This is a genomic window from Agrococcus sp. TSP3-2-1, from assembly GCF_049897585.1.
In the GTDB taxonomy this organism is placed as follows: domain Bacteria; phylum Actinomycetota; class Actinomycetes; order Actinomycetales; family Microbacteriaceae; genus Agrococcus.
On sequence record NZ_JAFCWN010000001.1, the window covers coordinates 429,080 to 442,932 of the forward strand.

The 13,853-nt window shown below is 73.9% G+C and carries 13 protein-coding genes; 12 read left to right on the top strand and 1 reads right to left on the bottom strand.

Going from position 1 to position 13,853, the window contains the following annotated elements; all coding sequences use genetic code 11:
- The first annotated feature begins 37 nt into the window (after positions 1-37).
- From ACP7BI_RS02140 to ACP7BI_RS02195, 12 genes are all read left to right on the top strand, one after another.
- Positions 38-1,093 carry a D-2-hydroxyacid dehydrogenase gene (locus ACP7BI_RS02140; RefSeq protein ID WP_425843435.1) on the top strand — a complete coding sequence of 352 codons (1,056 nt, stop codon included), beginning with the start codon at positions 38-40 and terminating at the stop codon, positions 1,091-1,093.
- Positions 1,093-1,878 (top strand): SDR family oxidoreductase, encoded by a 786-nt coding sequence (locus ACP7BI_RS02145; RefSeq protein WP_425843437.1) that lies wholly within the window; start codon positions 1,093-1,095, stop codon positions 1,876-1,878. Before ACP7BI_RS02140 ends, ACP7BI_RS02145 begins: the two co-directional genes overlap by 1 nt.
- A 24-nt stretch (positions 1,879-1,902) precedes the next feature.
- A complete protein-coding gene (locus ACP7BI_RS02150; protein WP_425843439.1) occupies positions 1,903-2,970 on the top strand; it encodes an L-idonate 5-dehydrogenase in 1,068 nt (355 codons plus the stop codon).
- Positions 2,967-3,551, top strand: a complete 585-nt coding sequence (locus ACP7BI_RS02155) for a gluconokinase (protein ID WP_425843441.1) — start codon at positions 2,967-2,969, stop codon at positions 3,549-3,551. The genes ACP7BI_RS02150 and ACP7BI_RS02155 overlap by 4 nt, the downstream gene beginning before the upstream one ends.
- A gap of 44 nt (positions 3,552-3,595) precedes the next feature.
- The gene (locus ACP7BI_RS02160; protein ID WP_425843443.1) at positions 3,596-5,005 is read left to right on the top strand and encodes a GntP family permease; all 1,410 of its coding nucleotides are present in this window, start codon (positions 3,596-3,598) and stop codon (positions 5,003-5,005) included.
- 186 nt (positions 5,006-5,191) lie between these two features.
- Positions 5,192-5,812: a 50S ribosomal protein L25/general stress protein Ctc gene (locus ACP7BI_RS02165; RefSeq protein ID WP_425843445.1), complete on the top strand. Its 621-nt coding sequence runs from the start codon at positions 5,192-5,194 to the stop codon at positions 5,810-5,812.
- Between the two features lie 17 nt (positions 5,813-5,829).
- Positions 5,830-6,405, top strand: a complete 576-nt coding sequence (gene pth / locus ACP7BI_RS02170; protein ID WP_425843447.1) for an aminoacyl-tRNA hydrolase — start codon at positions 5,830-5,832, stop codon at positions 6,403-6,405.
- A 133-nt stretch (positions 6,406-6,538) separates the two neighbouring features.
- Positions 6,539-7,012 (top strand): hypothetical protein, encoded by a 474-nt coding sequence (locus tag ACP7BI_RS02175; protein ID WP_425843449.1) that lies wholly within the window; start codon positions 6,539-6,541, stop codon positions 7,010-7,012.
- A 52-nt stretch (positions 7,013-7,064) separates the two neighbouring features.
- Complete coding sequence (mfd, locus tag ACP7BI_RS02180) at positions 7,065-10,625, top strand: transcription-repair coupling factor (protein ID WP_425843451.1); 3,561 nt, start codon at positions 7,065-7,067, stop codon at positions 10,623-10,625.
- Complete coding sequence (gene mazG / locus ACP7BI_RS02185; protein ID WP_425843453.1) at positions 10,622-11,254, top strand: nucleoside triphosphate pyrophosphohydrolase; 633 nt, start codon at positions 10,622-10,624, stop codon at positions 11,252-11,254. Before mfd ends, mazG begins: the two co-directional genes overlap by 4 nt.
- A gap of 37 nt (positions 11,255-11,291) precedes the next feature.
- Positions 11,292-11,903, top strand: a complete 612-nt coding sequence (locus tag ACP7BI_RS02190; RefSeq protein WP_425843455.1) for a hypothetical protein — start codon at positions 11,292-11,294, stop codon at positions 11,901-11,903.
- Between the two features lie 125 nt (positions 11,904-12,028).
- Complete coding sequence (locus ACP7BI_RS02195) at positions 12,029-12,757, top strand: YcnI family protein (RefSeq protein ID WP_425843457.1); 729 nt, start codon at positions 12,029-12,031, stop codon at positions 12,755-12,757.
- A gap of 127 nt (positions 12,758-12,884) precedes the next feature.
- Here ACP7BI_RS02195 and ACP7BI_RS02200 read toward each other — a convergent pair whose 3' ends face one another.
- A complete protein-coding gene (locus tag ACP7BI_RS02200) occupies positions 12,885-13,832 on the bottom strand; it encodes an NAD(P)-dependent alcohol dehydrogenase (RefSeq protein ID WP_425843459.1) in 948 nt (315 codons plus the stop codon).
- Positions 13,833-13,853: the final 21 nt, after the last annotated feature.

The following is a 13,853-nucleotide window of genomic DNA, read 5'->3' on the forward strand; positions in this document are numbered from 1 at the left end:
GCGCCCCATCACTAGCCTGAACCGAGAAGGAGTCGCCATGCCCGAGCACACCCTGAAGGTCGCCGTCGCGGTCAGCCTCGACGACGCATCCGCTGATCGCATCCGCGAGCTCGAGCCGCGGGTCGAGCTGGTGCGCGACCCTGCGCTCACGCGCCCGTGGCGCTGGCAGGGCGACTGGGAGGGCGACCCCGACTGGCAGCGCACGCCCGAGCAGCAGTCGAGGTTCGAGGCGATGCTCGACGAGGCGGATGCGCTCTTCGGCCTCCCGGACGTCTCACCCGCCGCGCTCGCCCGCACCGTGCGCGCGAACGAGCGGCTGCGCTGGGTGCACACGACCGCCGCGGGCGGCGGCGGCCAGGTGCGGGCCGCGCAGCTCACCGAGCAGGAGCTCGAGCGCGTCGTCGTCACGACGAGCGCCGGCATGCACGCGTCGACGCTCGCCGAGTGGGCGCTCTTCGGCGTGCTCGCCGGGGCGAAGGGGCTGCGGCGGCTCGAGGCCGACCAGGCCGCCCGCACGTGGGGCGACGGCCGGCGCCTCATGCGCCACGTGAGCGAGATGACGGTGCTCGTCGTCGGGCTCGGCGGCATCGGCAAGGTCGTCGCCGAGCGCTTCGCGGCGCTCGGCGCGACCGTGTGGGGCACGACCCGCTCGGGCGAGCCCGTCGCGCACGTCGACCGGCTCGTGCCGATCGACGAGCTCGTCGAGGCGGCCGCGCACGCCGACGCGATCGTGTCGACGCTGCCCGGCACCGAGCGCACGACCGGGCTCCTCGGCGCCGACGTCTTCGGCGCGCTCCGCGACGACACCGTCTTCGTCAACGTCGGCCGCGGCACGGTCGTCGACGAGGATGCGCTGCTCGACGCCCTCGACGCGGGCCGGGTGGGCTTCGCGGCCCTCGACGTCACGGCCGTCGAGCCGCTCCCCGCGCAGTCGCGGCTGTGGGAGCACCCGAGCGTGCTGCTGAGCCCCCACACCGCGGCGCTCTCGGTGCAGGAGCCGCGCCGCATCGCCGAGCTCTTCGCCCGCAACGCGACGCGCCTGCTCGACGGCGAGCCGCTCGAGAACGTCATGAGCACGAAGGAGTTCTACTGATGCCCGAGCCCCGCACCGGCACCCCGCTGTTCGACCTCGCCGGCCGCACCGCGCTCGTCACGGGCTCGAGCCAGGGCATCGGCCGCGCGCTCGCGCAGGGCCTCGCCGAGGCGGGAGCGACGGTCGTCGTGCACGGTCGAGACGCCGCGAAGGCCGAGCGCGCCGCCGCCGAGATCGCCGAGTCGACCGGCCGCGAGACGCACGTCGCGCTCTTCGACGTGACGGATGCGGCTGCGGTCGACGCCGGGATCGCCGACGTCGAGGCGCGGCTCGGCACCCCGGACATCCTCGTCAACAACGCCGGCATCCAGCGGCGCAACCCGATCGCGGAGTTCACCGACGAGGACTGGCACGACCTCGTGGCGACGAACCTCACGAGCGCGTTCCTGCTCTCGCGTCGCGTCGCGCGCGGCATGGTCGAGCGCGGCTCGGGCCGCATCGTCTCGATCGGCAGCGTGCAGTCGCAGCTCGCGCGCCCGTCGATCGCGCCGTACAGCGCGACGAAGGGTGCGATCGTCATGCTCACGAAGGGCCTGTGCGCCGACCTCGCGCCGCACGGCATCGGCGTCAACGCGCTCGCCCCCGGCTACTTCGCGACCGAGCTGACGCAGCCGCTCGTCGACGACCCGGAGTTCTCCGCGTGGGTCGCGGGGCGCACCCCGGCGGGCCGCTGGGGCCGGGTCGAGGACCTCGTCGGCACCCTCGTGTTCCTCTCGAGCGACGCGAGCGCCTTCGTGAACGGGCAGACGATCTTCGTCGACGGCGGCATGACCGCCGTCGTGTGACCGGGGCGTGAGAGGAGCAAGCGGATGAGCGACGACCGGAAGACGGACAACCTCGGCCTCGTGGCCCACGCGAAGGAGGACGTGCGCGTCGACGCGCTGCCGGAGCCGGCGCCCGCGGCCGACGAGGCGGTCGTCGAGATCGCCTTCGGCGGCATCTGCGGCTCCGACCTCCACTACTGGCTGCATGGCGCAGCAGGGCAGTCGATCCTGCGCGAGCCGATGCTGCTCGGCCACGAGATCGTCGGCACCGTGCTCGAGCAGGCCGCCGACGGCACCGGCCCGGCCGCGGGCACGCGCGTCGCCGTGCACCCGGCGACGCCGATCGACGACGGCTCCGCGCCGTTCCCGGCCGATCGGCCGAACCTGAGCCCCGCCGGCACGTACCTCGGCTCGGCCGCGCGCATGCCCCACACGGCGGGCGCCTTCGCGCGCCGCGTCGCGCTGCCGGCTCGCATGCTCCGCCCGCTCCCGGGCGGCCTCGACCTCCGGCTCGCCGCGCTCGCCGAGCCCGCGGCCGTCGCGTGGCACGGCCTCGGCCAGGCCGGCGACGTCGCGGGGAAGCGCGTGCTCGTGATCGGCACCGGCCCGATCGGCGCGCTCGCGATCGCGGTCGCGCGGCACCACGGCGCGGCCGAGGTCGTCGCGACCGACCTGCACGAGCACCCGCGCGCGCTCGCCGAGCGGCTCGGCGCGCGCGCGATGGACGCGCGCGACGCCGACGGCATCGCCGTCCTCCACGCCGACGTCGTCATCGAGTCCTCCGGCACCGTGCCGGGGCTCGCCGCCGCCATCAGCGGCGCCCGTCGCGGCGGCACCGTCGTCATGCTCGGGCTCCAGCGCGCGGGCGACATCGCCGTGCCGATGGCGAGCGCCATCACGCGCGAGCTCACGCTCGTCGGGTCCTTCCGCTTCAACGACGAGATCGACGAGGTCCTCGAGGCGCTCGCCGACGGCTCGCTCGACGCGGCACCGATCATCAGCCACGAGCTGCCGATCGAGCGCGGCCTCGACGCGCTCGAGCTCGCGCGCGACGCATCCGTATCCTCGAAGGTGCTGCTGACGTTCGGCGAGCACGAGGGAGTGGATGCATGAGCGAGACGCGATACCCGTCCATGGTCATCATGGGCGTGCAGGGCTCGGGCAAGACGACGATCGGGCAAGCGCTCGCCGACCGCCTCAACATCCAGTTCATCGACGGGGACGACCTGCACCCGGCGGCGAACAAGCAGAAGATGGCCGGCGGCACGCCGCTGACCGACGAGGATCGCGTGCCGTGGCTCAAGGCGATCGGCGACGCGATCGCGACGGGGCGCGCCGAGGGACGCATCACGATCGTCGCGTGCTCGGCGCTCAAGCGCTGGTACCGCGAGCTGCTGCGCGCGAGCGACCCGCAGCTCGTCTTCGTGCACCTCGAGGGCGACAAGGGCCTGCTCGCCGACCGCATCGCGCACCGCGACCACGAGTACATGCCCTCGACGCTGCTCGACAGCCAGATCGAGACGCTCGAGCCGCTCGCCGAGTGGGAGCACGGCATCGCCATCTCGATCGACCAGACCCCCGCGGCGATCGTCGACGAGGTCACGCGCATCCTGATCGGCCGAGCGGCCGGCCGCACCGTCGAGCCCGGCCCCGAGACCACGATCACCGGCACGATCCACCTGCCCGGGCGCTGACCGCCGGCATCCACCCACCGCACAGCACACGAAGGAGACGCACGATGGACGACCTCGTCCTCAACTGGGACCTCGGCATGGGAGGCCTGCTGCTGCTCGCGGCCGCGTCCATCGCGCTGCTGCTCGTCCTCATCATGGCGTTCAAGATCCACGCCTTCCTCGCCCTGATGATCACGAGCCTGCTCACGGCGTTCGCCGCCGGCATCCCCTTCGACCGGCTCATGCCGGCGCTGTCGTTCGGCTTCAACCCGACGCTCGGCAGCGTCATGCTGCTCGTCGCGCTCGGCGCGATGCTCGGCCGCATGATCGAGACCTCCGGCGGCGCGAGGGTGCTCACCGACAAGCTCATCGGCTGGTTCGGCGAGCGGCGCGCGGCCATGGCCGTCGGTGTCGCGAGCCTGCTGATGGGCTTCCCGATCTTCTTCGACGCGGGCCTCGTCGTGATGATGCCGATCATCTACGCCGTCTCCCGCCGGCTCGGCGGATCGCTCCTCACCGTCGCGTTCCCCGCCGCGCTCGCCTTCAGCTCCATGCACATCTTCGTGCCGCCGCACCCGGGTCCCGTGTCGGCATCCGCGATCCTCGGCGCCGACGTCGGCCTCGTGCTCATCCTCGGCCTCGTCGTCGCGCTCCCCGTCTGGTACCTCGTGGGCGTGCTCTTCGGCGGCTGGGTCGGCCGCCGCTACGACGTCGGCGTGCCGCCGATCCTCGACGGCACGCAGGAGGAGCACGAGGCGATGGAGTCGAACCCCGGGTTCGGCAAGATCGTCTTCCTGCTCGTGCTGCCGCTCTTCCTCATCCTGCTCAACACCGGGCTCAACATGTACGCCGCCACGACCGACGACCCGGATGCGTTCAAGGCCGAGCCCGTCGTCGCCCTCCTGCGCACCCTCGGCGAGACCCCGGTCGCGCTGCTCATCACCGTGCTCGTGTCGATGTGGCTGCTCGGCTGGGGGATGGGCAAGGCCGGCACGCTCGTCGAGAAGGTCGCCGACAGCGCGCTCGGCCCGATCGCCTCGGTCGTGCTCGTCACGGGCGCGGGCGGCATGTTCGGCGGCGTGCTGCGCGTCACGGGCATCGGCGATGCGATCGCCGACTCGCTCAACTCGATCGGCATGCCGGTCATCGTCGCCGCCTTCCTGATCTCGCTCATCGTGCGCATCGCGCAGGGCTCGGCGACCGTCGCGCTCACGACGGCCGCGTCGCTCATGGCGGGCGTCGTCGTCGACGGCGGCTTCAACCCCGTCGAGGTCGCCGCGATCGTGCTCGCGACCGCCGCGGGCTCCGTCGGCTTCAGCCACGTGAACGACTCGGGCTTCTGGCTCGTGAGCAAGTTCTTCGGCCTCGACGTCAAGACGACCCTCAAGACCTGGACGGTCGCGCAGGGCCTCATGGCGATCGTCGGCTTCGTCCTGAGCTTCGCGATCTACCTCATCGCGGGCGCCTTCGGGTGATCCGGGAGCGCGGGCGTCGGCCGATCCGGTCGGCGCCCGGCGGATGCGCTAGGCTCGGAGGCTGAACTTCGGCGAGGGATGCGGACGCATCCGTGATCGACGCGGTGGCAGCAGCAGGCACAGTCCTCACGCTTGGCGCGTTCGAGTCGACCTACGACGGGCTGCGGCCCACCAAGGAGCACCTCCATGAGCGACAACAAGCTCGAGACCGAGCCCCGCACGTCCTTCGGCAAGGGCGCGGCCCGCAAGATCCGCGCCGCAGGCAAGGTCCCCGCGGTCCTGTACGGCCACGGCACCGAGCCCAAGCACCTCACGCTCGACGCCCACCAGGTCTTCCTGCTCGTGCGCCGCTCGAACGCCATCCTCGACCTCCAGGTCGAGGGCGAGTCGCAGCTCGCGCTCGTGAAGGACGTGCAGCGCAACCCCGTGCTGCAGGGCCGCGACGCCATCGAGCACCTCGACCTCCTGATCGTCAAGCGCGGCGAGAAGGTCATCGTCGACGTGCCCGTGCACCTCGAGGGCGAGTCGGCCCCCGGCACCATCAACAACCTCGAGGAGACCGCGATCTCGGTCGAGGTCGACGCGCTCAGCATCCCCGACTCGATCGTCGTCTCGATCGAGGGCCTCGACGAGGGCGCGCACGTGCTCGCCGGCGACATCCAGCTGCCCGCTGGCGCGACGCTCGTCACCGAGCCCGACACCCTCGTCGTCGGCATCATGGTGCCGGCCGCGCCGACGCTCGACGACGAGTCCGCCGAGGGCGACGTCGTGCCGAGCGGCGAGGCCTCGCAGCAGACGGACGCGTAGTCTCCCGCGCGCGCGCCGTGACGGAGTCGTGGCTCGTGGTCGGGCTCGGGAATCCCGGGCCCGACTACGCGCGCACGCGCCACAACATCGGGCAGATGGCGCTCGCCGAGGTCGAGCGGCGAGCGGGCGCCACGCCCAAGCGGCACGGCCGCGCCGCCGCGCTCGTCGCCGAGTCGCGCGTCGTCGGCGGGCCGAAGGTCGTCACGGCGTTCCCGACCACCTTCATGAACCGCTCCGGCGGACCGGTCGCGCAGCTGATGGACTGGTACGGGGTCGACCCCGAGCACGTCATCGTGCTGCATGACGAGCTCGACCTGCCGCTCGGCGAGATCCGGCTCAAGCAGGGCGGCGGCCACGGCGGCCACAACGGCATGCGCGACATCATCGCCGCGCGCGGCGGCGACGTGCTGCGCGTGCGGCTCGGCATCGGCCGGCCGCCCGGTCGCCAGGACCCGGCCGACTACGTGCTCAAGCCGTTCGCGAAGGCGGAGCAGGCGGAGGCCGATCTGCTCGTCCAGCTCGGCGCGGACGCGGTCGAGCGCATCATCGCCGAGGGCTTCCTCGCGGCGCAGCAGCGCATCCATGCGCGCTGAAGCTGGGAGCGAAGGCCCTTTCGGGCCTTCGCCGCGACGCCAGCGCCGAGGCCCGTCTCGGGCCTCGGTCACTCGTCCTGACGCTCGGCGACCCGCCGCTAGCATGGGATGCCGATCCGAAGGGACCCTGCCAGTGCGCCGAACCGCCATGCTCGCGACCATCGTCGTCGCGGCGTCCGTCGCGCTCACCGGCTGCGCGAGCGGCGACAGCGGCGAGGAGCAGGTGCAGGGCCCGCACGGCTACACGCTCTCCGCGCGCAGCCCCGACGGATCGCTGCTGTGGTGGGACCGCTCGCCCGAGTCGGGCCTGACCGACCTCATCCTCGAGGACCCCGACGGGCGCTTCCTCGCGTCGTGCCTCGGTACGGGGCCGCTGCTGTGCGTCGCGGGCCCGGAGACGGCGAAGGGCGCGCTCGTCATCGCGCCCGTGGGCGCCGAGCGCGCCGTCATGACGTGGTACGGCCAGGAGATCGAGCTCGCCCGCGGCGAGAACGTCCCCGAGGACGCGCCGCCCGTCTTCGTCGGCGTCATGCCGCCCGCGCAGGCCGAGGGCGGCTACTCCCTGCAGGTCTTCGACGGCGCGGGCGCCGTCGTGATGAGCCAGTGACAGCGAGCCAGTGACGGTGGGCCAGTGAGGGTGGGCCAGTGAGGGTGGGCCAGTGAGCCTCGAGCCCCTCCTCGAGCTGCTCGAGCGCGGTGCGCTCGCCCCGGCCGTCGAGGCCCGACGGGGTGGAGCGCTCAGCGGCATCGAGTCGATGCGCGCACCGGTCGTCGCCTCGCTCGCGAGCGGCGCCTCCCGCCCGCTGCTCGTCGTCACGGCGACCCGGCGCGAGGCCGATGCCGTGCGCGACGACCTCGAGGCGTGGCTGCCGAGCGCGCAGGTGCTCACGCTCCCCGCGTGGGAGACGCTCCCGCACGAGCGGCTGAGCCCCTCGGTCGAGACGGTCGGCCAGCGCGGCGCAGCGCTCCGCGCGGTCGCCGAGCGCGACCCCGCGACGCCGACCATCGTCATCGCCTCGGTGCGCGCCGCGCTGCAGCCGGTCGCCGACAACCTGCTCGACATCGAGCCGGTCGAGCTCGTCGCGGGCGCTCGCGGCGTCGACCTCGCCGAGCTCTCGCGCCGGCTCGTCGACCTCGCCTACCTGCGCGTCGACATGGTCACCCGCCGCGGCGAGTTCGCCGTGCGCGGCGGCATCGTCGACGTCTTCAGCCCCGCCGCCGACCACCCCGTGCGCATCGAGCTCTTCGGCGACGAGGTCGAGCAGATGCGCTGGTTCCACGTCGCCGACCAGCGCAGCGACCCGACGCCGCTCGAGCGGGTCGTGCTGCCCCCGAGCCGCGAGCTGCTGCTGACGGATGCGGTGCGCGCACGGGCGCGCGAGCTCGCCCCCGAGTTCCCCGGCATCCAGCAGATGCTCGAGAAGATCGCGGAGGGCATCCCGGTCGAGGGCATGGAGTCGCTCGCGCCCGCGCTGCTGCCGCGGCTCGTGCCCATCACCCACTACCTGCCCGACGCGGGCGTCGTCGTGCTCGGGCCCGAGCGCATCCGGGATCGCGTCGCGAGCCTCAACGAGACCAACCAGGAGTTCCTGCAGGCCGCGTGGAGCGCCGCGACCGCCGGCGGCGAGGCGCCCGTCGACCTCAGCAGCGGCTTCCTGAGCCTCGACGAGCTGCATGACGCGGTCGACGGCCCGTGGTGGACGCTCTCGACCCTGCAGGCCGACGAGTCGGTCGACGCCATCGGCGCACAAGCGGTGCCGAGCTTCGCCGGCCGCGCCGACGGCGCGGTCGAGCACCTCCGCGAGCGCACGCGCGAGGGCTGGCGCGTCGTCGTCACCGCGGCCGGCCACGGCATGGTCGAGCGCGCCGTGCAGGTGCTCGGCGAGCACGGCGTCGCCGCACGCGAGGTCGAGGCGCTGCCGGCCGAGCTCGAGCCGGGCATCGTGCACGTCACGCGGGCCGCGATCGAGCACGGCTTCTCGCTGCCCGAGGAGCGCGTCGAGCTCGTGAGCGAGGCCGAGTTCTTCGGCCGCGCGGTCGGCGTCGACAGCCGCCAGCCGCACAAGCTCGCCGGCCGTCGGCGCTCGGTCGTCGACCCGCTGCAGCTCAAGGCCGGCGACTACGTCGTGCACGAGACGCACGGCGTCGGGCGCTTCGTCGAGCTCACGCAGCGCACCGTCTCGAGCGGCGGGCGGAACCCGGTGAGGACGACGCGCGAGTACCTCGTGATCGAGTACGCGCCGTCGAAGCGCGGCCAGCCGGGCGACCGGCTCTCGGTGCCGACCGACCAGCTCGACCAGCTGAACCGCTACGTCGGCGGCGAGGCGCCGCAGCTGTCGAAGATGGGCGGCAGCGACTGGCAGCAGGCGAAGTCGAAGGCGCGGCGGGCCGTGCGCGACATCGCGGTCGAGCTCGTGCAGCTCTACTCGAAGCGCATGGCATCGAAGGGCCGCGCGTTCGGCCCCGACTCCCCGTGGCAGCGCGAGCTCGAGGACGCCTTCCCCTATGCCGAGACGCCCGATCAGCTCACGACGATCGAGGAGGTCAAGCGCGACATGGAGCGGCCCGTGCCGATGGACCGGCTGCTCTCGGGCGACGTCGGCTACGGCAAGACCGAGGTCGCCGTGCGCGCCGCGTTCAAGGCCGTGCAGGACGGCACGCAGGTCGCCGTGCTCGTGCCGACGACGCTGCTCGTGCGGCAGCACTTCGAGACCTTCGCCGCCCGGTTCGCCGGCTTCCCGGTGCAGGTGCGCGCGCTCAGCCGCTTCCAGACCGACAAGGAGGTGCGCGAGACGATGAAGGGCATCGCCGACGGCACCGTCGACGTCGTCATCGGCACCCACCGCATCCTCGGGGAGTCCGTGCACTTCAAGGAGCTCGGGCTCGTCATCATCGACGAGGAGCAGCGCTTCGGCGTCGAGCACAAGGAGAAGCTCAAGGCGCTCAAGGCCAACGTCGACGTGCTCGCGATGTCGGCGACGCCCATCCCGCGCACGCTCGAGATGGCGGTCACGGGCATCCGCGAGATGTCGACGCTCGCGACGCCGCCCGAGGCGCGCCACCCCGTGCTGACCTTCGTCGGCGCCTACAACGAGCAGCAGGTCGCCGCGGCGATCCGCCGCGAGCTGCTGCGCGAGGGCCAGGTCTTCTTCGTGCACAACCGCGTCTCGACGATCAACCGTGTCGCGGCGCAGCTCGCGGAGCTCGTGCCCGAGGCGCGCATCGGCGTCGCCCACGGCAAGATGGCCGAGTCGCAGCTCGAGCGCGTCATCGTCGACTTCTGGGAGAAGGAGTACGACGTGCTCGTCTCCACCACGATCGTCGAGACGGGGCTCGACATCCCGAACGCGAACACGCTCATCGTCGATCGCGCCGAGCGCTACGGCCTCAGCCAGCTGCACCAGCTGCGCGGGCGCGTCGGCCGCGGCCGTGAGCGCGCCTACGCCTACTTCCTCTACGACGCCGACAAGCCCCTCTCCGAGACGGCGCACGACCGGCTCGAGACGATCGCGGTGCACAACGAGCTCGGCGCGGGCATGCAGGTCGCGATGAAGGACCTCGAGATCCGCGGCGCGGGCAACCTGCTCGGCGGCGAGCAGTCGGGGCACATCGCGGGCGTCGGCTTCGACCTCTACCTGCGGATGGTGGGGGAGGCCGTCGCGGTCTTCCGCGGCGAGGAGGACGAGGGCCCGCGCGAGCTGCGGCTCGAGCTGCCCGTCGACGCCGTGATCCCCGAGGACTACGTCGACTCCGAGCGGCTGCGGCTCGAGGCGTACCAGAAGATCTCTGCCGCGGCCTCGGCGCGCGACGACGGCGCGATCGACCAGGTGCTCGACGAGCTGCGCGACCGCTACGGCGAGCCGCCCGCGCAGGTCACGTCGCTCATCGCGATCGCGCGGCTGCGGCGCAAGGCGCAGCGCGCGAAGCTCTCGGAGGTCATCACCGTCGGACCGAACCTGCGCGTCTCGCCCGCCGAGCTCGCGGAGTCGACGCAGCTGCGGCTGCGCCGCATGTACCCGGGGGCGAAGCTCAACGCGCAGGCGGTCTCGCTCGTCGTGCCGATCCCGACCGCGGGCGGCGGCCGGCTCGCCGGCACGCAGGCCGAGCCGCTGCCCGACGCCGAGCTCATCGCGTGGGTCGATGCGCTCCTGACGGCGATCTTCCCGCCGCCGAAGGAGCCGTCGAGCCCGCCCGCCGACGACGGCACGGCATCCGCATGAGCGCGCTCGACGAGCTCGTCGCCGTCATGGCGCGCTTGCGCGGCCCGGGCGGCTGCCCGTGGGACGGCGAGCAGACGCACGCCTCGCTCGCGCCCTACGCGATCGAGGAGGCGCACGAGCTCGTCGAGGCGATCGAGGCGGGCGACGACGAGCACCTCCGCGAGGAGCTCGGCGACGTGCTGCTGCAGGTCGTCTTCCACGCCGACATCGCGCGCGCCGAGGGCCGCTTCGACCTCGACGGCGTCGCACGGGTGCTCACCGAGAAGCTGCGCCGCCGCCACCCGCACGTCTTCGCCGATGTCGCGGTCGACGGAATCGGCGACGTCGTCGCCAACTGGGACGCCATCAAGCGCGCCGAGAAGCTCGAGCGCGGCAGCGCGCTCGACGGCATCCCCGCGAGCCTCCCGGCGCTCGCGCGGGCCGAGAAGGTGATCCGCCGCGCGGGCAGGGCCGGGCTCGCGCTTCCCGTGGAGACGGCGGATGCGTCGGCGCCCGAGAGCGAGGAGGAGCTCGGTCGTGCGCTCCTCGCGCTCGCGCGCGGCGCGGCCGAGCGCGGGCTCGATGCCGAGCGGGCGCTGCGCACCGCGACGCGCGAGCTCGAGCAGCGGCTGCGCGCCGCGGAGGGCTGACGCCCGGAGGCACGGCGCCGATGCGGGATGATGGGGCGTGACCCCCGCCCCGCGAGACGAGCGCCTCGAGCGGCGCCGTCGCGCGATCCTCGCGGCGCTCGTCGTCACGGTCGTCACGACCGCGCTCACGGGCAGCGCCCACGCGCTCGGCGGCGGCTCGCCGCCCGACGCGCTGCTGCTCGGGACCGCCGGAGTGCTGACGCTCGTCGTGCTCGCGCCCGTCCTCGGCGCGCGCGGCCTCGCCGCGACGCTGCCGAGGCAAGCGCTCGCCGTCGCCGCCGCGCAGCTGCTGCAGCACGTGCTCTACGCCCTGCCCGAGGCGAGCGCGCCCCTCGCCGCAGCGGCGCACGCGGCTCACCCGCACGGTGCGAGCCTCGCGGGTGCCGTCCCGCACGAGCACGCCGCGATGCCGCTCGCGCACGTCGTCGCCGGTGCGCTGTCGCTCGGGCTGCTGCGCCTCGCGCCGCGGCTCGTCGACGCCCTGCTCGAGGCCGTCTCGCTGCGCGTCGCGCTCGCGGTGCTCGCGTGGACGGTCCCGCGGCCGCGGCCGACCGCATCCATCTCGACCGAGCGCCGCGCGAGCCGCCGCGCGCTCGACGTGCTCCGCGGCTCGCTCGAGCGGCGCGGGCCGCCGCTCGCGACCGCCTGACGCGACCCCTCCGCGCGCCGCGAGGCGCGCGATCCCGTCGCGCGCCCGACGGCGCGCGACCCCGGCGACCGCACCCGCGGCCGCCCGCAGTCGAGCGCGCCCCGCGCGCGCAGCAAGGAGCACCCATGTCCACGTCCACCGACCGAGCCCGCCGACGCATCCGAGCCGAGCGGCGCATCCGACCCCTGCCCACGCTGACGGGCACCGCGATCGCGGCCGCCCTCGTGCTCGCCGCTCCCATCGCGGCGAGCGCGCACGTGCACGCCGAGCCGACGAGCACCGAGCCCGGCGCGCGCGCCAACATCGCCTTCGCGATCGGCCACGGCTGCGACGGCTCGCCCACGACGGCCGTCGAGATCGACGTGCCGGCTGAGATCGCGGCGGTCAGCCTCATCGCGAACCCCGGCTGGGACGTCGCGATCGACACCGCGGACGGCCTCCGCGCCGTCGTCTTCACGGCCGACGAGCCGCTGCCCGACGGGGTGCGCGACACGCTCGAGCTGAGCGCGACGCTGCCCGACGACGCCGAGGACGGGACGGTGCTCGCCTTCCCGACGCGGCAGCTGTGCGAGGTGGGGGAGTCGGCGTGGACCGACGCCGACCAGTCGTCTGACACCCCGGCGCCCATCGTCACGATCGGCGGCGCGGCTGAGCACGCGCACGGCGGGGCCGCCGAGGGCGCGGAGGCCGAGCACGACGCCGATGCCGGCGGCGAGCACGCCGGCACCGAGGCGACGGCCGCGTCGGCGGACGATGCGTCGAGCGCCGCGATGCCGATCGCGATCGCCGCGCTCGTCGTGGCGCTCGCGGCAGCGGCGCTCGCGGCCTTCGCCGCCTTCCGCCGCCGCGCCTGACCCCGAGCAGAGTTCCGGCACTCTGCGATCCGCACGCACCGGATGCGCAGAGTGCCGGAACTGTGCGATCTCGCGGGCTCGGATCCGCAGAGTGCCGGAACTCTGCGATCGAGCTCTCGGCAGGGAGCTAGGGGCGGACCACGACGTTGCCGACCTTCCGGCCGGAGTCGACGATCGCGTAGGCGCGGGCGATCTCGTCGAGCGGCATCGACTCCTGGATCACGGGGTGGAGCTCGCCGCTCGCCACGAGCGCGAGCAGCCGCGCCATGTGCTCGGGGCGCGAGCCCGAGACGCCCGCCTTGACCCGGCCGCGGGCGGTGATGACCTGCCACAGCGAGGCGAGCACGAGGACGAGCGAGCCGTCGTCGGAGAGCAGCGCTCGGCCGGCCGGGGTCGAGACCGCGCCGACGGTGTCGACGACGACGTCGAAGGGTCCGCTGATCTGCGCCACCGGGGTCACGGTGTAGTCGATGACCCGCTCGGCGCCGAGCCGGCGCACGAGCTCGGCGTTCCGACCGCTCGTCACGCCCGTCACCCGGGCGCCGGCCATCCTGGCGAGCTGCACCGCGCTCGAGCCCACAGCGCCGGAGGCGCCGAGCACGAGCACCGATCGCCCGGCCCGCACCGGCACGACGTCCTCGAGGTAGTGGAGCGCGGTGCAGCCGCCGAAGAGCACGGCGGCGGCCTCGTCGTGCGTCACGCCCGCGGGCTTGCGCACGAGGCGCTCGACGCGCACGGCGACGAGCTCCGCGTGCGCGCCGAGACGCGCGCCGGTCATGCCGGCGACCTCGTCCCCGACCGCGAGGCCCGTGACGCCCGCCCCGATCGACGCGACGGTGCCCGAGAGGGCCACCCCGAGCACGGGCCGACGCGGGCGGCGGATGCCGATCCCGAGCCGAGCGGGGAGGGCGAAGCCGCGCGGGAAGCGAGCGGCGCGCATGCGAGCATCGCCCGACGTCACCGCAGCCGCGGCGACGCGCACCACGACCTCTCCGGCGCGAGCGACCGGATCGGCGACCTCGACGACTCGAGCGACGCTCGGCGGTCCGTACCGCTCGACGACGACTGCACGCATCCGGTTCTCCTTACGCCTGTA

Excerpts from the sequence above, each read along its gene's own strand:
- ACP7BI_RS02165 (WP_425843445.1), top strand. The coding sequence starts at position 5,192 with ATGAGCGACAACAAGCTCGAGACCGAGCCCCGCACGTCCTTCGGCAAG.
- ACP7BI_RS02200 (WP_425843459.1), bottom strand. The coding sequence starts at position 13,832 with ATGCGTGCAGTCGTCGTCGAGCGGTACGGACCGCCGAGCGTCGCTCGA.
- ACP7BI_RS02160 (WP_425843443.1), top strand. The coding sequence starts at position 3,596 with ATGGACGACCTCGTCCTCAACTGGGACCTCGGCATGGGAGGCCTGCTG.
- ACP7BI_RS02150 (WP_425843439.1), top strand. The coding sequence starts at position 1,903 with ATGAGCGACGACCGGAAGACGGACAACCTCGGCCTCGTGGCCCACGCG.
- ACP7BI_RS02155 (WP_425843441.1), top strand. The coding sequence starts at position 2,967 with ATGAGCGAGACGCGATACCCGTCCATGGTCATCATGGGCGTGCAGGGC.
- mazG (WP_425843453.1), top strand. The coding sequence starts at position 10,622 with ATGAGCGCGCTCGACGAGCTCGTCGCCGTCATGGCGCGCTTGCGCGGC.
- ACP7BI_RS02145 (WP_425843437.1), top strand. The coding sequence starts at position 1,093 with ATGCCCGAGCCCCGCACCGGCACCCCGCTGTTCGACCTCGCCGGCCGC.
- ACP7BI_RS02195 (WP_425843457.1), top strand. The coding sequence starts at position 12,029 with ATGTCCACGTCCACCGACCGAGCCCGCCGACGCATCCGAGCCGAGCGG.
- ACP7BI_RS02140 (WP_425843435.1), top strand. The coding sequence starts at position 38 with ATGCCCGAGCACACCCTGAAGGTCGCCGTCGCGGTCAGCCTCGACGAC.